The following is an 18,820-nucleotide window of genomic DNA, read 5'->3' on the forward strand; positions in this document are numbered from 1 at the left end:
GTTTTTCGAGGGCTTGCCTTAGAATGCAGAAATCCACACTTCTGTTCCTGCTTGTATTGCTAAGTGCGGCCGCCTACCACATCGGTCGCCGGCGGTCTCTACAAGTGGCCGGTGGAACGGTCAGGAGTCTTCACTCGTTACCGAGTTATTACGGCTATTATGCTGCGCTTTGGTGTGGAATTCCGGCGTTATTGGTCTTGTTTTTATGGACCGCCTTTGAAAATTCGATCGTAATCCAACTGGTTGTTTCGGCACTCCCGGAAGAATTGAGCTCGGCCCCACCGGATCGGATCGGCTTATTGGTCAACGATATTCGGAATGTTGCAAGCGGCGCCGTTGCAGGGGAGATCGAGCCAGCCGTCGAGGCTGCGGCAAATCACTATCTTAGGCTCAAGGATACGAGTAATCGTTTACTGAGCGTATTGGCCACTTTCGTGGCTATCACCGGAGCCGCCTACGCTCGCCAACGAATCAGCAAAGAACATCGAGCCCGGAACCACGTGGAAAAATCGATAACGGTTTTTCTGATCGTTTGCTCGACCCTTGCCGTTTTTACGACGATCGGCATCGTTTTATCGGTTCTTTTCGAATCGATCCGCTTTTTTAAAGAAGTACCCATTACCGAATTTTTGTTCGGCTTGGATTGGAGCCCGCAGATGGCTATCCGGGAGGATCAAGTCGGTTCTTCCGGGGCTTTCGGCGCCGTGCCTCTGTTCGTAGGCACTCTGTTGATCTCCTTGATTGCAATGCTGGTGGCGGTTCCGATCGGTTTGCTGTCGGCCATTTATCTATCGGAATACGCTAGTTCCAGGTTCCGTGCCACGGCCAAGCCGCTTCTGGAAATTCTTGCCGGTATACCTACCGTTGTTTATGGCTTCTTCGCGGCGCTGGTGGTTGCCCCGTTCGTTCGCGATTTGGGTGCGCGGATCGGTCTGGACGTATCGTCTGAAAGCGCGCTGGCTGCGGGGTTGGTCATGGGCATCATGATTATTCCGTTCGTGTCGTCGCTTTCCGATGACTTCATCAACGCCGTGCCTCAATCGCTTCGCGACGGCGCTTATGCATTAGGTGCGACCCAATCCGAGACGATTAGGCAGGTGATCATACCGGCGGCGCTTCCAGGCATAGTGGGTGGTGTTCTGTTGGCGGTGTCACGCGCCATTGGCGAAACCATGATCGTGGTTATGGCGGCAGGGCTCACGGCCAATCTCACGGCTAATCCTCTGGCGGCTGTCACCACCGTCACGACCCAAATCGTAACCCTGCTGGTTGGCGATCAGGAATTCGACAGTCCAAAAACCTTGGCGGCTTTCGCTCTCGGACTGGTGCTCTTTTTGGCGACCTTGGCGCTGAACATCATCGCTCTGCATATCGTGCGCAAGTATCGGGAACAGTATGAATGAGATCTGTGAAATTTCGGGGGGCTCTTCATCCGACCGGACTATCGATGTCGTCCATGCTAGCCTGGTCAAACGGCGACAGGCGGAGAAGCGTTTCCGACTTTATGGGCTCTTGTCCATTGTTGTCGGTTTGTGTTTCTTGGTCCTTCTATTCGGAAGCATCATCGCCAGGGGGTATACGGCTTTTCAACAAACGTCGATCGCGCTGGACGTCTATTTCGATCCCCAACTCATCGATCCTGACGGTAGACGCGACCCGTCCGCTCTCATGGAAGCGGATTATGACCGGCTTTTGAAAAACGCTCTGAGCTCGATGTTCCTCGACATGAAGGAGCGCCAGGCAAAGAGAGCGCTTTATAGCCTCTTGAGTGCAGGCGCTTCCTACGATCTCCGCGACCTTGTTTTGGCCAACCCGGAGCTCATCGGCAAGACTCAGAAGGTGTGGATTTCCGCCGACGACGATACCGACATGCTTGTGAAAGGGCAGTTGGGACGGACCGGAGCGGAGGGCGAGCGACGCATCAAAGATAATCAAATCGCCTGGATTGATAAGCTCGAGGCTGATGGCCGTATCAAGAAATCGTTCAACACGGCCTTCTTTACGTCGGGCGACTCGCGGGAGCCGGAGTTGGCGGGGATATGGGGCGCCGTGATGGGGTCTTTGTTTACGCTCTTGGTAACCCTCAGTCTCTCGCTACCGATCGGCATGGCCGCGGCGATTTATTTGGAAGAGTTCGCGCCGCGGAATCGTTGGACCGATCTCATCGAGGTCAATATCAATAATCTGGCGGCGGTTCCATCGATCGTATTCGGTTTGCTCGGGCTTGCGGTATTCATCAACTTCTTCGGGCTGCCGCGATCGTCGCCGTTGGTCGGCGGCTTGGTGCTGACCTTGATGACCCTGCCCGTTATCATCATTGCCGGACGGTCCGCTTTGAAGGCCGTTCCGCCGTCGGTGCGGGAAGCTGCGCTGGGCGTGGGTGCTTCCCCGATGCAGATGGTGTTCCATCACGTTCTTCCATTGGCTGTTCCCGGGATGATGACGGGGGCTATTATCGGCATGGCGCGTGCGCTGGGTGAAAGCGCTCCGCTCCTCATGATCGGTATGGTGGCGTTCATTGTCGACGTCCCCCAAAGCATCATGGAGCCTTCGACGGTTCTTCCGGTGCAAATCTATCTTTGGGCCGATAGTCCGGAGCGTGCCTTTGTCGAGCGTACATCGGCGGCCATCATGGTTTTGCTGGTGTTTTTGATTTTTATGAACGGCTTGGCGGTTTATATCCGCAAGCGCTTTGAGCGACGCTGGTAATCACTAAGAACGCGCTTTCACCAAACGGTCGGAAAGATAATAGGTCGAGGTATGAATTCATTTATGGAATTTAAGACGTCGGTATCGCACAGAGAGCCGCCACGAATGAAAGTCCGCGAAAGAATTTCGGAAGCTTCCTTCAACCGGGAATATTCACACACGGTCGGTGAAATTACTTCACCGAATTCACGCATCGTATGCCGCAACGTAAACGTCTATTACGGTGAAAAGCACGCCATTCAAGATGTTGGTCTCGATATCGGCCGCAATGAAGTGATTGCGCTTATCGGGCCGTCCGGATGCGGCAAGTCGACCTTTATCCGATGTCTCAACCGAATGAACGACACCATCCCGGGGTGCCGAGTCACGGGGCAAATCGTACTCGACGGTCAGGATATCTATGACGGCTCGCTCGATGTGGTGCCGTTACGCGCTCAAGTCGGCATGGTGTTCCAAAAACCCAATCCGTTTCCGAAGTCTATTTTCGAGAACGTGGCCTACGGACCGCGGATTCATGGTTTGGTTTCCTCGAAGGCGGAGCTCGAAGAAGTGGTGGAGACGTCCTTGAGGCGCGCGGGCCTTTGGGACGAGGTCAAGGATTATTTGCATCAGCCGGGGACCAGCCTGTCGGGCGGACAGCAGCAAAGGCTCTGCATCGCGAGGGCGATCGCGGTCAACCCCGAGGTGATTCTGATGGATGAGCCGTGCTCGGCGCTAGATCCGATCGCGACGGCCAAGATCGAGCAACTGATCGACGAGCTTCGCTCGCATTACACGATCGCGATCGTAACGCACTCCATGCAGCAGGCGGCGCGCGTTTCGCAGCGGACGGCCTATTTTCATCTCGGCCGGCTGATCGAAGTGGGCGAAACGGCGCAGATTTTTACGAATCCCCGCCATCAGTTGACCGAGGATTACATCACCGGACGTTTCGGTTGATGAAACGGAATCCGGCCATGAACCGAGATGGGAGACGCGATGACAACTCAGGGTGAAGGGCACATCGTCAAACGCTTTGACGGCGAGTTGAGCCAGCTTCATTACCGCATCGTCGAAATGGGCGGGTTGGCATTGTCTCAGCTCAAGGATGCATTGCGGGCGATCAAGACCAAAGACATGGCGTTGGCCAGCAAGATCGGTCAGCGCGAGAACGAGCTCGATCTTCTCGAAGTGGAGACCGATGGGACTATTGTGGAGGTTCTTGCGCGCCGCTGCCCCGTTGGCGGGGATCTTCGGATGATCATGGCGGTGTCGAAGGGCGTTACCGATTTGGAACGTATCGGCGACGAAGCGATGAGGGTTGCGAACATCGCCCTGCAAATCTATGGAAACGATACCAGCGACCCGAACGAGCATCTGCTGCGCGATGTGCACGTCATGGGGCAAATGGCGGTCGATGCGCTGGAAAAAGCTTTGGATGCGTTCGACCGGTCCGATGAAGACGCGGCCCGAGACATCATCGCCCATCACCGCGCGTTCGAGGATGAGTTCGAGGCGAGCTTAAGGCGGTTGATGACTTATATCATGGAGGATTCCCGAAACATCGGTTTCGCGATCAACACGGTGTTGGCCGTCAAGGCCTTGGAGCGTGTCGGCGCCCATGCGCAGAATCTTGCCGAGTATGTCGTTTTTCAGATTAAGGGAAAAGACGTCAGGCACCAAAGTCCATGATGGCTCGCCCATTGCGATAGACCGCCGTCGGCTGGATATGCCGGCAATGACACGGTATAGTCCTATGCTGAAGCGCAACTCTTTCTAAAGCAGCGCATGCCTTAACCCTCATCTTCTTTTAGCGATCGCGCCCGTATTACTACGGTTTTTCGGCCGGTGGCGTTAACCGAAGCCGGTAGTGTGCGCCAATATACACAGATGCCAAAATCGACAATTCCACGAACCTTCGTATTCGAACGAAGGCTGATCGCTTTGCGACGTCTTGTGCTCCTCCGTTCCAGTTTGACTCGATTCGCCGCCGCGGGAGTGTTAATCCTCTCGGGGTGTGCCGGAACGCGGGAGGTTTCCATCGATTATCCGGAGACGGAATCGGCAGAACTGCGCGCCTTGCCGGGCATGTCTGCGGTGCAGGGCGATGATTTCTATGTTCAACTGATTTCCGAATTCGAATTCGAGCGCGATGCAAGCCGCGGACAGCCATGCCAGGACTTCGGCAGAAGCTATCAGAAGGGCGGTACCTCGGCCGCACTTTTATTCCAAATCAGAAACGATAAGCTCAAGCTTTACCAGGAAGTGCCCGCGCTCGTTTATCAGACGGCGGCCGGAGAGTGCAGCTTTACCTTCAATGCCAAGAAAGTTTATCTGACGCCTTGGATGAGGCTCGATACCGCCGAAGACACCCAAATCGACTTCAGTTTCGTCAATAGTTTGAACAGCGACGTCGATTTCGCCAAGCTGGCGAGCGATGTCGGCACGGCGAGTGGCGTGCTGGCCCTCACCGGAGCGGGAGCCGGTGTGGCCCTCGTGGGGCAGCTTGCCTCGGGGTGGATGCTGAATAACGAGAATCGGTCTGCGGAAATGACGCAGGCAGATGCTTCAGGGAGTCAAAGCAGGCGTGAGACACATTCGCTCCCAGCGGCCATTACGCTGAACAACCAGGGAGGCATCGTCAATAAAACCCGATTTGTCATCCGTGAGATTTCGGACAGTCCCGTCGCAATCCTGGGCACCGATGCAAAGGCTTTGGGCGAGGTCAGGGTCCATGGCGCCTTGCGCTCGTCCCTCCTGATGAAGATCAATCCGGACGGATTGCCGGATGCGAGAGATCTCTCTCTCGAAGAGCTTTGGCGCTCGAAAATGCAGGGGGGATCAGCGAATGGGACCTTGTTGAAATACATCGCCGAGGCGGATCATCCCGATCGCCCGAATCTTCAGCCGAACTGGGACAGTTATAAGGACGTCGAGAGCAGTTGTCGGAAGCTCAAGGTCGTGATGAAAGATCTCGGCTTCAATAAATTCGACCGCAATGCCGTGCTTTACTACTTCTTGGATAAGAGCGCCGATTGGAGGAACTACAACGTGCCGGGGCAACAAGTTCTCAGCGGAACTGTTCCCAATAGCCAGTTACAGCAGTACCGGGCTAAGGGCTTCGGCGGATGCTTGGCCTCGGAAGACTATGAGACGATGAAAAAAATGGGGTTGTCGGTCAATTCCGAGGAGGATTGGCGAGGAATCTTGCAACAGACCCAAGAGAAAGAAAGTTATTTCGCTGCCATTCGCTCCGTGGAGCGCCAACTCACCGCGGCGATGACGAACTCCGATCCTGCGGTGGCCGAGCGTCAATTGTTTCCTTTAATTGCGTCCGACGAAAAGGGGACGGGCACCGTATTGCTACAAAACCATCTCGCGGATTTCGGTCTCGAACAGATATTGAATGTTCCGGCCGTGCCGGGGGCCGGGATTGTAGCAACGTCGGCGCAATTGGCTCAGGTTTTTTCGGCACTTCAGATTGATGCCTTGAGCTGCGCCCGACCTGCATTCGAGCAGGGGCGACCGCTCAAAAACTTGGCGATTATGCTTTTTGCGACAAGAATCGGGAGTCCTTTGGCTAAAGGCGGAGCCCTGGAGTTCGAGTTTGACGGCGGAAAGGTCAAACGCATTGCTTTCCAGCATCCGGTCTATCGCGATCATTTGCAGAATTTGCGCGACTATCCGGACCTGGGTGGTTGCAGAGTTGACGCCGGATTCGTAGAGCGGCTTAACTGAATATCCGTGAAGCCGCGCAGCTCATGCGCGTTTGATAATAAATTGATTCCTGGGCACATTTAGCGGCGCAGGACGATCGGCCCGCAACGGGGCTAAAACGCCGTCTCGTGTTCCAAAGAGTTGGAATGTGGAGACGGCGCGTTTTTAGCCGTCAAATGTGCCGGGCGCGCCGAGGCGGAAAATTCGACTGGCTTTCGGAGCGAGGGCGTGCCTCGTTTACCCGGATATTACGCCCCTTGAGATCGGCGCCATCTAGCTGCTTGATAGCCTCTTCAGCGCTAGCCCGATCCGACATTTCTACAAAGCCGAAGCCCTTGGAGCGACCTGTAAGTTTATCCATCACGACGTTCGCGCTGGTAACCTCGCCAAAGCGTTCGAATGCTTCACGCAATTCCTCGCTGGTGACTTGATAGGACAAATTGCCGACGTAGATATTCATCGAAAACACCTGTTCATCACTTCGTGCCATTTCCTTATTAAATACATCAGCTGCTTAACGAATGGCACTAAGATCAAGAACTGATGATCGACTCCCTCTACGGAGCCAAATTGGCGGCCTATACACCCATTCATACCCGGTAATGGAGAAAGGCTGAACGTATCCCGAGATTCCATAAGCTTCAAAGGGAAGTTGTCCGATGTCAATAACTCGGTGATTGTTTCTGATTTTTCAAGAACAGTTCGACCGTTTCCCGATCGGGAATGCCTGGTCGCGCGCCCTCCTTGGTACAGCAAAGGGCGCCGGCGGCGCTGGCGTAGTGCAAGATATCCTGCCAATTTTGGCCGCTTGCAAGGGCGGCGGCGAATGCTCCGTGAAACGCATCGCCGGCTCCGGTAGTATCCACGGCCTTTACCGGAAATGCAGGGAGGTTTCCCGACTCGACGCCCTTCTTCCAGATCAGCCCATTTTCGCCCAAGGTTATGACGACTGCGGGTGAGCGTTCGGCCAAACGATTCAAAGCCTGCGCCGGATCGTCATCATCCAGCCATTGCCGCGCGAATTTTTCCGAGCACACCAGGAAGTCCACCGAGAACATCAGCGCGTCGGTTCCCTTGTGCAAAGAGCCGGCGTCCAGGACCGTGGGAATGTTTCTGGACTTCGCCCAGGCACACAATGGTTCGGAGAGGGCGGGCTCGTGCCCGTCAAACAAGATGACTTTCGGCGTAACGTCCGAAAAATCGATGCTGTCCGCCGGCAAAGGCGCCCTGGCGCCCTTGTAATTGACCAGAGCCCGCTTGCCGTCCGGTTTTATCAGAATTGCGGACAATGGCGTGGGCGACGCGCCGCGGACGATGAGATCGGTAGACACGTTCTCCCGTTGCAATTCCTCGAAATGGATTTGTCCATAGGGGTCGTTTCCCAAATAACCGGCAAAAGCCGCGTTATAGCCGAGACGCGCTACGGTTACGGCCGCGTTCGCGGCCGGACCGCCGCCGCAGGACATCAGGGATTCGGCGAAGATTTTTTCGTCCGCTTCAGGATGGTGCGGTACGGAAAAGATGAGGTCGTACGATGCGTGTCCAACGCACAATACGTGAATATTTTGGCTTTCAATTTTAGGGGAGGGTGTGTTCATCCTTGTGAAGCTCATCCTATCCACCGAACGAAGCGGAAGCCTATTTTTCCAAACCGAGAAAGTTCCACAAGCGCTCCATGGCAGACGGCTCGTAAACCAGATCTTTAGCCTGGCCGGGAACGCCTTGGGCATAATTGAATGCGTAGACGCGAGCCGCATCGTCGGCCAATTCCTTCATATCCAGCTTGCGGTAGGCCTGTTCCATGATCTGCAAAGCCACGGGCACGGCCGGAGTACGCTGATAGTTGCGAATGATTTCGGCGCAGCGCCTGGCCGCCGCAAGATAGGCCCCACGTCGCATGTAAAAGTCGGCAACGTGAACCTCGTACATGGCCAGATTGTTTCTTAACGACACCATACGTTGCTTGGCGTCGTCCACATAGCGGCTCTTGGGGAACTTGGCAATCAGTTCTTCGAATTCTCTGTAGGCATCGCGAGCCGATCCAGGGTCACGCTGCGACGAGTCCGTCGGCAGAAAACGATCAACAAAGCTTATGCCTCGGTTATAATTGACCAAGCCCCTGAGGTAATAGGCGTAATCGACGTTCGGGTGAGTCGGATTGAGCTTGATGAAGCGGTCGGTGGCGGCAAGAGCGGAATCGGGCTCGTCGTTTTTGTAGTAAGCGTAGGCGATGTCGAGTTGCGCCTGAGTCGCATATTTGCCGAACGGATAACGAGCTTCCAGTTTCTCGTATAATTTCACCGCTTTTTCGTAACGTTTTTCCGTCAGCGCCTTTTTGGCCTCGGTGTAAAACTGCTCCGCGGTCCAGTCGGCGTATTCATCCCTTTCTTCGCGAGTGGTAGAACAGCCGAATAGCAGTATGGCAAAGGCGAGCGGCCAAAGAACGAAGCGCACAGGCCGAAAAAAAGTGAAAAAAGACGACATGATAGGAGCGGCAGTCTTAACGCTCGCAGTATACATTGAATTATCTATCCCATAGAAGTGAATTCCACCCGCGTTCTTACCGCCGAAATTCCTCCATCGCTAGCCGGCCGTCGCCTGGATCAAGCTCTAAGCGAACTGTTTCCGGATTTTTCCAGAAATCGTCTGCAAAGCTGGATCAAAAACGGGGCTGCCCGAGTCGATGGGGCCGTTTTGTCTCCGAAGCACCGGATTCTGGGCGGCGAACGGGTGGTCCTGCATGCTGAAGTCGAGGAGACCACGGCCGTCGAGAGCCAGGATATCCCACTTGCGATCCTTTACGAGGACGACGCGGTCCTGATCATCGACAAGCCCGCGGGTCTGGTCGTGCACCCGGCGGCCGGCCATCGTGACGGAACTCTGCAAAATGCTTTGCTGCATCATGCCCCTGGGCTGGCCGGTATTCCGCGTTGCGGTATCGTTCACAGGCTGGACAAGGATACCAGCGGATTGTTGATGGCCGCCAAGACCTTGTCCGCGCACAAATCGCTGGTGGAGCAGCTCCAGACTCGGACCGTGCATCGGGAATACCTGGCCTTGGTGCAGGGTGCCATCACCGCCGGCGGAACAGTGGACGAGCCGATCGGCCGGCATCGCACCGATCGGAAGCGCTTCGCCGTCCGCGAGGAAGGCAAGCCTGCCGTCACTCATTACCGCATCGCCGAGCGCTTCCCCCACCACACCCTGCTTCGGGTAAAGCTCGAAACCGGGCGTACCCATCAGATTCGCGTCCATATGGCCCATATCCATCATCCGCTGGTCGGCGATCCGGTGTACGGCGGTCGGCTCAAGATACCGGCCGGCGCGAGCGAAGAGCTGATCACAGTCATCCGAAATTTCAAAAGACAGGCCTTGCATGCCGAAAAGCTCGGGATCATTCACCCCGCAACCGGTGAGTACACGGAGTGGCAGTCGCCACTCCCTGCGGATTTCTCCGGTCTGCTTGCGGCATTGAGAGAACAGGCATGAGCCGATTCTGGATCGAACCCGAGTGGCCCGTGCCGCCCGGCGTCCGGGCGGCGAGCACGTTGCGCCGGGGCGGGGTGAGCATAGGCCCATATCGGAGCCTCAACCTCGGCGCTCACGTCGGGGACGAGCCGAGTCGGGTCTCGGAAAACCGGCATCGGCTGCGGGAGGCCTTGAGTCTGCCCGCGGAACCCGTGTGGCTGAATCAAGTGCACGGAAAACACGTCATTCGGGCCGACGTATCGACCTATCGAAGCGCGGATGCCGCATTCACATGCCAAACCGGCATCGTTTGCACGGTCATGACGGCGGATTGCCTCCCCGTTTTGCTGTGTTCGAAGGAAGGCGATCGGGTCGCGGCGGTGCACGCCGGCTGGAAAGGGCTTGCGGCGGGCGTCATCGAAGCCGCCGTCGAAGCGCTTGAAGGCGATGATTTGTTGGCGTGGCTCGGGCCTGCAATCGGTCCGGACGCGTTCGAGGTAGGTCATGAGGTCCGGGAGACCTTCGTCCGCAAGAGAGCGGCATTCGCCGCCGCGTTTTGCCAAACGGAGAACGCAAAATGGCTGGCGGATCTTTATCACCTCGCACGTATCGTACTGAACGATGTCGGAATTTCGGCAATCTACGGCGGGGGCCTTTGCACTTTCGGCAATGCCGACGATTTTTTTTCCTATCGCCGCGACCGCGTGACGGGCCGCATGGCTACGTTGATCTGGCGCGAATAAATAAACCTAGAAACAGCGGTTGACCGCTTAAATAACTAGAAAAGTTCCATGAATCCTTATTGCCCTACCTTCTACCTACGTCACCGTTTGGGTGACGCCGCTACGTACCCGATTGCACGGCAGGCGGACCGGCTGGCGGCGTTGCTCCTCCTCGCGGGAGAATACCCCGCCGCGTCGTCGCGCCTTGCTATCCGGTCCGCCTGCCGCACACTCGGGCAGGTCCAACCGCCGCTTCTAGGTTTAAATAAGACATGAACCTTCTCCTCTGGATAATTATTTTTACCTTGATCGGCGGCGTTTTGAGCGTCCTTGCGGCATCGCTGTTCCTGATGATTCCCGACCATCATCATCCCCGCGTGCTCCCTCACGGCATCAGCTTCGCCTTGGGCGCGTTATTGAGCGTGGCGTTTCTGGATCTTTTGCCCCATGCTGTCGAAACGGTCGGCACGGAGCAGTCGGAGAGCGTCTTCGCCGCCGTTCTTCTCGGAATCTTGGCGCTATTTTTGTTGGAAAAACTGCTGCTTTGGCGGCATTGCCACGCCGGTGACTGCGAGACGCATACGGACGACCACTTTCACCAGCCGGCCGGCACTCTCATCGTATTGGGCGACGGTATCCACAATTTCGTGGATGGCGTGCTGATCGCCGCGGCTTTTCTTACCGATGTACATCTGGGGATAGTCACGAGCCTGGCGGTGTTCGCCCATGAGATTCCCCAGGAAGTGGGCGATTTCGCGATCCTTTTGAAAAGCGGTTATAGCCGTCCCAAGGCCTTGCTCTACAATCTGCTGTCCAGCTTGGCGACTCTGCTGGGCGGTGTCCTGGCGTATTACAGCTTGGAAAATCTGCGCGAGGCGCTGCCTTATTTCCTCGCCTTGGCGGCATCGAGTTTCATTTATGTAGCGGTTGCGGACCTGATTCCCAGTTTGCACCACCGCACCAATGCCAGTGCCGCATTTCAACAAATCGCCATGATCAGTGCCGGCGTGCTGCTGATCTTTTCGGCGCATGCCTATACCGAGGAATTTCATAAAGATCATTCCCCCGAGGCCGTTTCATCGAAATGCCCCGCCATCGTCCCGTAGGAATATCGGCCGAACGCTCATTTAGCTGAATCGCGCATTTGCGCCACGAGTTCCCGCAGAGCTTTGCCGCGGTGGCTTAGGCGATTTTTTTCGTCCGGGGACAATTCGGCCGAGGTGCAGTTTTTTTCCGGCACGAAAAACAGCGGATCGTAACCGAAGCCTCCTTTGCCGCGCGGTTCGCGCAGAATGATGCCTTCCCATACGCCTTGTCCGATCAATGGGCTCGGGTCCTGCGCGTGGCGCAGAAAAACCATGACGCAGCGAAATCGGGCGGTCCGCTCGGCGTCCGGAATATTCTCCAGTTCGCGGAGCAGCTTGGCGTTATTTTCGGCATCGTTCGCGCCGGGGCCGGCATATCGGGCCGAGAAAACGCCGGGCGCGCCGCCCAAGGCGTTGACTTCCAGTCCCGAATCATCGGCTATGGCGGGCAGGCCGGAAAGCTGGCTGGCGTGCCGAGCTTTCAGAATCGCATTCTCGACAAAGGTCAATCCGACCTCCTCGATATCCGGGACTCCGAAAGCGGATTGCGGTACGATCTCTATGTCATCGTTTGCTAATATGGCCTGGATTTCGCGGACCTTTCCGGGGTTATTGCTGGCGAGCAGGATTTTTTTCATCGTCGGCTTGTCTCACGATGGCGGGCCGAATCGCTTTCCGGGAAGGGGGCGTATCAGCCGGTGCGTCGGCTGCTGCTTGAGCAGGCGGCGTCATAAACAATAACAATCTCAGAGGAGAAAAAGATATGAGCCAAATCTTGAACGAAGTGCTCAGCGCTAATCAAGCGTACGCGGCGAGTTTCAACAAGGGCCATCTTCCCTTGCCGCCGGGGCGGCATTTCGCGATCCTGACCTGTATGGACGCGCGCCTCGATCCTGCCAAGTACGCCGGTCTTACCGAGGGCGACGCCCACGTGATCCGCAATGCCGGCGGACGGGCCAGCGACGACGCCATCCGTTCCCTGGTGATCTCCTACAAGCTGCTCGGCACCCGCGAATGGTTCGTGATTCACCATACCGATTGCGGTATGGAACTGTTCACCAATGAGATCATGGGCGATCTTCTGAGCAATAGCCTCGAAACCGCGACCATCGACGCCAGCGGTTGGCACGATGTGGGTAAAGGGCCGGGGTGTACCGACGGCAAATACATCAACTGGCTGACCATCAAGAATCAGGAACAGAGCGTTGCCGAGGACGTGAGACGCATCCGTAATCACACCCTGGTGCCGAAGAACATTCCGATCTACGGTTTCATCTACGACGTAAGATCGGGCAAGCTGGTGGAGGTGCCGGCGGCCATGGCCGCTGGACGTCCGCTATAAGGCGTTCCGGGATGGTCTGAGGCAAAGCCGGCTTCAGCCGGCTTTGCAATTTTCGAGCGCGGCTCGCTGATGAGCCAATAATTCTGCGATTCCTTTGCCGGCCAAATCGAGCATGGTGTTGAGTTCATCGCGTCGGAAGGCATGACCTTCCGCCGTGCCTTGAACCTCCACATAGGCGCCGGCCTCGTTCATGACCACGTTCATGTCGGTCTCTGCCTCGCAGTCCTCGCGGTAGTCCAAGTCCAGCACCGGCACGCCCTTGTAGATGCCGACCGACACCGAAGCGATTTGGCCGTGGATAGGATTGATCCGGAGCTTTCTTTGTTTCATCAGATTGCCTACGGCCAGGGACAAGGCCACATAGCCCCCGGTAATCGAGGCCGTTCGGGTACCGCCGTCCGCTTGGATCACGTCGCAGTCGATGGTGATGGTCCGCTCGCCAAGGGCTTCCAGGTTCAGCGCCGCCCGCAGGGAACGTCCGATGAGCCGCTGGATTTCCATGGTGCGGCCGCCCTGTTTGCCTCTGGCTGCCTCCCTTCCCATCCGCTCATGCGTGGAGCGCGGCAACATGCCGTATTCCGCTGTAATCCACCCGCTGCCCTTACCTTTGAGGAAAGGCGGTACTTTTTCTTCGATGCTGGCCGTGCAGATCACGCGGGTATCGCCGAATTCGACGAGCACCGAGCCTTCCGCGTGTTTCGTATAATTGCAGGTCAATGCGATCTCTCGCAGTTCATCCGGCTGGCGTCCGCTCGGTCTCATGGTATTGCTCGCTCTTCGAAAATCGGGGCAGTATACCCGAATTCAACTGCCCTCGCTTTTTACCGGCGATCCATAACAGAAGTCACGATAATCGCTCATGAATGCTAAACGGTTCTTATATTTGTTCGGTTTCGCGTTGTTGTTCGTCATTGCGCCCGCCGCTTATCAGATCGACAGGATTGCCCAGTCGCTGCCGGTCATGGACGGCGAGGCGGGGCTGCCAGGACTCTCCGAAAAGGCCGAGGTGGAAGCGGATGAGTTCGGAATTCCTTCGGTGCGGGCGGAAACGCGGGAGGATGCATTCCGCGTGTTGGGGTATCTCCATGCGCGCGACCGGCTTTTCCAAATGGACCTGATGAGGCGCAAGACGGCCGGACGATTGGCGGAAGTTTTCGGCGCGAAAGCGTTGCTCCTCGATAAACGGCAAAGAGCTTACCAGTTTCAGCGCGCGGCCGAGGATGCTGTGAACCGGATGCCGGCGGATCAACGCAAGGTCTTGCAAGCCTACACGGATGGCGTGAATGCGTTCATCTCCCGGGCTAAGGCCTTGCCGTTCGAGTTCCGCGTCCTGGCTTATCATCCCGATGCCTGGCGGCTGGAGGACAGCATGCTGGTCGCGCTGGGCATGTTTCAAACGTTGAACGGACATGACAAGGACGAGCGAACCCTTACGCTGATGGATCGTCTCCTTCCTGCCGAGGTGACCGCTTTCCTGACTCCCGACACCGATCCCTATGTTACCGTTCTCTTGGGCGGCGGCGATTCGCACCGGCCGGCGCGCCCGGTTCCGGTGAAATCGATCGCGAGCTTGATCGAGGAGGTCGGGGACCAGAAGCTCGGCAGCGTCATCGAGCCGGAAGCGCCCAGCATCGGCTCGAACAACTGGGCGGTGGGCGGAACTAAAACCAAGGACGGGCGCGCCATTGTGGCCAACGACATGCACTTGGGACTTTCGGTGCCGAATATTTGGTATCGTGCCCGGCTGCTCTACGGAGACGTGGATTTGTCGGGTGTCACTCTGCCGGGAGTGCCGCTGGTCGTAGTCGGCAGCAACCGTCATGTGGTTTGGGGATTTACCAATGTAGACGCCGATTTGCTGGATTTGGTGCGGGTCGAACTGGATCCCGCCGATCCCGGCCGATACCGGACGCCGGAAGGCTGGCGTCGGTTCGAGACCCGGACCGAGACCATAGTCGTTAAGGATGGCAGTGCCGAGCCCCTCGAGCTGAAGAGCACGGTTTGGGGGCCGCTCGCACCGGAGCCGCTGCTCGGCCAGCCTGTGGCGGTCCGTTGGACTGCGCTGGACCCGCGAGCCGTGAATCTGGGATTACTGGGGATGGACCGCGTCAAAACCCTGAATGAGGCCATGGCAGTCGTGAACCGCGCCGGCGCGCCGCCCCAGAATGTCGTTCTGGCGGACGATGCGGGGCACATCGCCTGGACTTACATGGGCTTTTTCCCGAGGCGGGTGGGCTTCGACGGGAGCGTCAGCGTTTCCTGGGCAAACGGTAGCGCCCGCTGGGACGGATTCATTCCGCCCGAAGAACTGCCGCGGGTCGTCGATCCCGCCGAAGGGTTTCTCGCAACCGCCAACAATCGTACTTTGGGCAAGGAATATCCTTACGTGATCGGCCACAATTTCTCCTACAGCTACCGCGCCTACCGAATCGCCGAGACGCTTAAGGGGATGCCTCGGGTTTCGGAACAGGATATGCTGGCCTTGCAGCTCGATACGGTCAGCGAGTTTTACGAGTTCTATCGCCGCCTGGCCTTGTCCGTGCTGAACGGTGAGCCAGAAGACGCAATTCTGGCGGAGGCGAAGCGCTCGATCGAACGCTGGAACGGCCGGCTCGATGCCGATAGCATCGGTATAGGGCTATTGGTCGAGTGGCGGCGAAATCTCGCAAAAGCCGTGTTCGCTCCTCTGGTGAGTCGGTGCGCGGCGGCCGATCCGAATTTCGCCTATGCCTGGCGCGAGCAGGAAACGCCGCTTCGTACGCTGCTCACGGAACAGGTTCCGGAAACGCTGCCGGATCGGCAATATGCCGATTGGCGCAGTTTTTTGATCGAGACGCTCCGCCGCAGTGCCGAAGAGGCCAAGCAGCGGAACGGCGTCGACCGATTGGAGAATTTGGCATGGGGTGAGATCAACCGGGTCCATTTGAGCCATCCGTTCAGCCAGACGTTCACACTCGCCGGCTGGGTTCTGGATATGCCCGAGGAGCCCGCGAGCGGCTGCGGCAGCTTCTGCGTGCGAGTGCTGTTTGACGGCCACGGCGCCAGCGAGCGCATGGCGGTGTCGCCGAATCATCCCGAGGACGGCATTCTCCATATGCCGGGCGGCCAATCCGGGCACCCGTTCTCGGTGCATTACCGCGACCAGCAGCAAGCCTGGCTCAAAGGCGTTGCTTTGCCTTTCCTGCCGGGTGCGGCCAAACATCATTTGACGCTGATTCCCGAATAATCCGGCCTGCACCGGGCAATGCCGTTAAGTCAGGTCCTGCTTCGTCATTCTTCGTCGGAATCTAGAAGCCACTAAGGGCATTGGGCTGAATCACATCCTTGTGTCCTGGATGCCGGCATGACGGCTTAACTTAACGGCATTGCTGCGCTAGGGAGGACGTTATGAGCGACGAATACCTCGAAATCGCGATCCGTTTAGGGAGCGCATGGACGGCCGGCGCCCTTATCGGACTCGAACGTACCTTTCACGGTCGTCCGGCCGGATTTCGCACGCATGCTCTGGTCTGTCTGGCTTCAGCGCTACTGATGTTGCTGACCGGCTACCAGAGGCTGTGGTTGAAGGGTGTTCCGCTGGACACGATTCAGACCGATCCGACGCGCATGGCCCAAGGCATCATGACGGGCATCGGCTTTCTGGGGGCCGGGGTGATCTTCAAGGAAAGGCTCACCATCCGCGGCCTGACCACGGCCGCATCCATCTGGATGACTGCCGCCCTCGGCATTCTTTACGGCATAGGCTTCTATTACCCCGCGATTCTGGTTACGGGTGCGGTCTTGGGTACTCTGGCTCTGTTCCGATTGATCGAGTACTGGATACCGAGCCAACAATACGCCCAGCTGAGGCTGCGGTATTCGAGGGATTCGGCGCCCGATGAATCGTCCGTCTGTGCGTTGATCGTTCAATACAAGGCGCGCATCGCGGGCATGAGCTACCGTCTTGTCGACAGCGGCAAAGCCTTCGAGTACTGCATGGTCATCCGCACTTACGATCTGGTCCATTTCAGCCGGCTTGCCGATAGGCTACGGCAAGAAACCGACCTTCTTGAGTTCAGCATTTCACCGGTGGGGGATTAGCCCCCATTTATCCCGTCAAATCTGGCGAGTGGTCGAGATATGTTGAACTTGCCGCGTCATGCAAGTGATCTCAACCTTGAACATCGCGTCAACTCTCATGGGCGGTTCGCAAGTGCGCGTTTCGGGCACGCTACGATCGATTTCGCGACGCCCCTTGGTGGAGGCGTCGCTCTGATCCGGCTCAAATTGGATGAGATATAGAATCGGCCGAATCCGATCGGCCAATCGATATGGGCTGCACTATGAAGCGGATCGTGGGACGCTCATTCCTGGACCGCGATTCCCAAATTTTCCCCGACCCAATGGCTTCTGATCTGATGTTTGTACATCAAACGATAGAGTGTCATGCGCGACACCGCCAATTGCCGCGCCGCACGAGAAATATTGTTTTCCGTGGCTTGCAGCGTAAGCTGGATAATTTCCTTTTCGGTTTGGTCTTTGGCTTCTTCCAGGGTCATAGGATGGTCGAATACTCTGCCAAAGCTCGGATGGAAGTCGTTCAAGCCCAGGTCCGCCGAGTTGATCAAAGGACCTTCGCACATGACCTTGGCCCGTTTGATCCGGTTGATCAACTCGCGAATATTGCCGGGCCACTCGTAACGACGCATCGCTTTCAATGCTTCGGGCTCAAAGCCTTGGGCGGAATCGCCGTCGCCGTTGGCGAACACGCGAAGATAGTGCTTGGCGAGAAGTTCGATATCGTCCTGACGCTCGCGCAGCGGCGGAACGTTTACGGTCAAAGCCTTGAGCCGCCGGTAGAGATCGTCCCGGAAGCGACCGTCCATTACCGTTTGTTCCAGGTCGGTTTGAGCGGTGGCGATGATCCGGACGTCGATCGGCGTTTTCGCGGTGTCGCTACCTGACGGGGTGGTCCCTTCCCGGAGAAAGTTGAGCAATTCGGTTTGAAGGTCTTCGGTCAGGTTGCCGACTTCATCCAAGAGCAGCGTGCCTCCCGCCGCAGCTTCCAGACGGCTCTTGCCCGGTTCGTGGATGCGGTCATGCCGTTCTTTGTCGTGCCCGAACAGCTCCGATCGAATGACTTCCGGCGGCAATCCATCGCAGCTCACCTTGACAAAGGGGTTGTCGCATCGAGTAGAGGCTCGATGTATGGCGAGAGCGGTCGATTCTTTTCCGGTGCCGCTCTCGCCGATGATCAATACCGGCGCCTCGATGGCGGCGACTTTCTTGATGGTTCGGAATAGCCTGAGGCTTGCCGGGCTGCATCCGATCAGCTCCTCGCGATTTCTATGGATCGAGGAGGCTGCGGTGCGTTCCAAGATATCCGCCATGCCCAGAGCATGGCCGAGCGTCAATTGCAGGCGCCCGGTATCCAAAGGCAGGGTGTGATAATCGTAAAAGTAGCGAGAAATCAGCTCGCATAGGTCCGGTCTGTTCAAGGTCTCAGCCGCCAGCAAGCCGATCCATTCCATGGAGCGGCGTGCGGTGAAAAGATTCTTGATCGAGGATAAGTCGTTTGGCAGGTCGGAACCGAAGAAAACCATTCCAACCTTGAAACGATGATGATCGATGAGATTCTTGGCCTCGTTCAGATCGCCAGTGGAAAAGATAGTCCATTCGAGAGACCGCAGGGGATCGAGCGATTCGTTCCGAGCGGCCGAAAAATTGAAGCACAGTACCTTGCGCATATCCATATGTTGTCCTTCCTGGTTCACAAGTCTAGGAACTGCCGAGGATGTTGGATTCTTGGAATCCATAAG

17 protein-coding genes are annotated in these 18,820 nt (G+C 57.0%); 11 read left to right on the forward strand and 6 right to left on the reverse strand.

Annotated features, from left to right (window positions below; all coding sequences use genetic code 11):
• The first annotated feature begins 23 nt into the window (after nt 1-23).
• The 5 genes from pstC (at nt 24) to ACR2TX_RS07475 (ending at nt 6,426) form a co-directional block, all read left to right on the forward strand.
• Nucleotides 24-1,403: a phosphate ABC transporter permease subunit PstC gene (gene pstC, locus ACR2TX_RS07455; RefSeq protein ID WP_077731939.1), complete on the forward strand. Its 1,380-nt coding sequence runs from the start codon at nt 24-26 to the stop codon at nt 1,401-1,403.
• Nucleotides 1,396-2,709 carry a phosphate ABC transporter permease PstA gene (pstA, locus tag ACR2TX_RS07460; protein WP_434131683.1) on the forward strand — a complete coding sequence of 438 codons (1,314 nt, stop codon included), beginning with the start codon at nt 1,396-1,398 and terminating at the stop codon, nt 2,707-2,709. Before pstC ends, pstA begins: the two co-directional genes overlap by 8 nt.
• Before the next feature lie 105 nt (nt 2,710-2,814).
• Nucleotides 2,815-3,648: a phosphate ABC transporter ATP-binding protein PstB gene (gene pstB / locus ACR2TX_RS07465; RefSeq protein WP_077731937.1), complete on the forward strand. Its 834-nt coding sequence runs from the start codon at nt 2,815-2,817 to the stop codon at nt 3,646-3,648.
• 39 nt (nt 3,649-3,687) lie between these two features.
• Entirely contained in the window at nt 3,688-4,380 is a 693-nt protein-coding gene (phoU, locus tag ACR2TX_RS07470; RefSeq protein WP_166642721.1) for a phosphate signaling complex protein PhoU, read from the forward strand.
• A gap of 198 nt (nt 4,381-4,578) precedes the next feature.
• Nucleotides 4,579-6,426, forward strand: a complete 1,848-nt coding sequence (locus ACR2TX_RS07475) for a hypothetical protein (RefSeq protein WP_240506863.1) — start codon at nt 4,579-4,581, stop codon at nt 6,424-6,426.
• A gap of 151 nt (nt 6,427-6,577) precedes the next feature.
• On the opposite strand, the gene ACR2TX_RS07480 is transcribed toward ACR2TX_RS07475, so the two are convergent.
• The 3 genes from ACR2TX_RS07480 to ACR2TX_RS07490 all read right to left on the reverse strand — a co-directional run bounded on the left by ACR2TX_RS07480 (nt 6,578) and on the right by ACR2TX_RS07490 (nt 8,889).
• On the reverse strand, nt 6,578-6,865 hold the full coding sequence (locus ACR2TX_RS07480; protein WP_077731935.1) for an RNA recognition motif domain-containing protein: 288 nt from the start codon (nt 6,863-6,865) through the stop codon (nt 6,578-6,580).
• 202 nt (nt 6,866-7,067) lie between these two features.
• Nucleotides 7,068-8,003 carry a carbohydrate kinase family protein gene (locus tag ACR2TX_RS07485; protein ID WP_086133769.1) on the reverse strand — a complete coding sequence of 312 codons (936 nt, stop codon included), beginning with the start codon at nt 8,001-8,003 and terminating at the stop codon, nt 7,068-7,070.
• A gap of 40 nt (nt 8,004-8,043) precedes the next feature.
• Nucleotides 8,044-8,889: an outer membrane protein assembly factor BamD gene (locus ACR2TX_RS07490; protein ID WP_077731955.1), complete on the reverse strand. Its 846-nt coding sequence runs from the start codon at nt 8,887-8,889 to the stop codon at nt 8,044-8,046.
• 57 nt (nt 8,890-8,946) lie between these two features.
• Here ACR2TX_RS07490 and rluD point away from each other — a divergent pair, with 57 nt between their 5' ends.
• From rluD to ACR2TX_RS07505, 3 genes are all read left to right on the forward strand, one after another.
• Entirely contained in the window at nt 8,947-9,894 is a 948-nt protein-coding gene (rluD, locus tag ACR2TX_RS07495; protein ID WP_205780852.1) for a 23S rRNA pseudouridine(1911/1915/1917) synthase RluD, read from the forward strand.
• Nucleotides 9,891-10,616: a peptidoglycan editing factor PgeF gene (pgeF, locus tag ACR2TX_RS07500; RefSeq protein WP_434131685.1), complete on the forward strand. Its 726-nt coding sequence runs from the start codon at nt 9,891-9,893 to the stop codon at nt 10,614-10,616. Before rluD ends, pgeF begins: the two co-directional genes overlap by 4 nt.
• 251 nt (nt 10,617-10,867) lie before the next feature.
• Nucleotides 10,868-11,701, forward strand: a complete 834-nt coding sequence (locus tag ACR2TX_RS07505; protein WP_077731932.1) for a ZIP family metal transporter — start codon at nt 10,868-10,870, stop codon at nt 11,699-11,701.
• Nucleotides 11,702-11,718: 17 nt separating this feature from the next.
• On the opposite strand, the gene ACR2TX_RS07510 is transcribed toward ACR2TX_RS07505, so the two are convergent.
• A complete protein-coding gene (locus tag ACR2TX_RS07510) occupies nt 11,719-12,318 on the reverse strand; it encodes an XTP/dITP diphosphatase (RefSeq protein WP_434131686.1) in 600 nt (199 codons plus the stop codon).
• 125 nt (nt 12,319-12,443) lie between these two features.
• Here ACR2TX_RS07510 and ACR2TX_RS07515 point away from each other — a divergent pair, with 125 nt between their 5' ends.
• Nucleotides 12,444-13,022, forward strand: coding sequence for a beta-class carbonic anhydrase (locus tag ACR2TX_RS07515; RefSeq protein ID WP_156881457.1), 579 nt, complete (start codon nt 12,444-12,446; stop codon nt 13,020-13,022).
• Between the two features lie 33 nt (nt 13,023-13,055).
• Here the strand turns inward: ACR2TX_RS07515 and rph are convergent, their stop codons facing one another.
• Nucleotides 13,056-13,784 carry a ribonuclease PH gene (rph, locus tag ACR2TX_RS07520; protein ID WP_077731929.1) on the reverse strand — a complete coding sequence of 243 codons (729 nt, stop codon included), beginning with the start codon at nt 13,782-13,784 and terminating at the stop codon, nt 13,056-13,058.
• Between the two features lie 97 nt (nt 13,785-13,881).
• Here rph and ACR2TX_RS07525 point away from each other — a divergent pair, with 97 nt between their 5' ends.
• Together ACR2TX_RS07525 and ACR2TX_RS07530 are read left to right on the forward strand one after the other, a co-directional pair.
• The gene (locus tag ACR2TX_RS07525) at nt 13,882-16,248 is read left to right on the forward strand and encodes a penicillin acylase family protein (protein WP_434131688.1); all 2,367 of its coding nucleotides are present in this window, start codon (nt 13,882-13,884) and stop codon (nt 16,246-16,248) included.
• Nucleotides 16,249-16,409: 161 nt separating this feature from the next.
• A complete protein-coding gene (locus ACR2TX_RS07530) occupies nt 16,410-17,102 on the forward strand; it encodes an MgtC/SapB family protein (protein WP_077731927.1) in 693 nt (230 codons plus the stop codon).
• Nucleotides 17,103-17,365: 263 nt separating this feature from the next.
• Here ACR2TX_RS07530 and ACR2TX_RS07535 read toward each other — a convergent pair whose 3' ends face one another.
• Nucleotides 17,366-18,817 carry a sigma-54-dependent transcriptional regulator gene (locus tag ACR2TX_RS07535; protein WP_086134868.1) on the reverse strand — a complete coding sequence of 484 codons (1,452 nt, stop codon included), beginning with the start codon at nt 18,815-18,817 and terminating at the stop codon, nt 17,366-17,368.
• Nucleotides 18,818-18,820: the final 3 nt, after the last annotated feature.

The sequence above is a fragment of the Methylocaldum sp. GT1BB genome (genome assembly GCF_051027545.1).
Lineage (GTDB): Bacteria > Pseudomonadota > Gammaproteobacteria > Methylococcales > Methylococcaceae > Methylocaldum.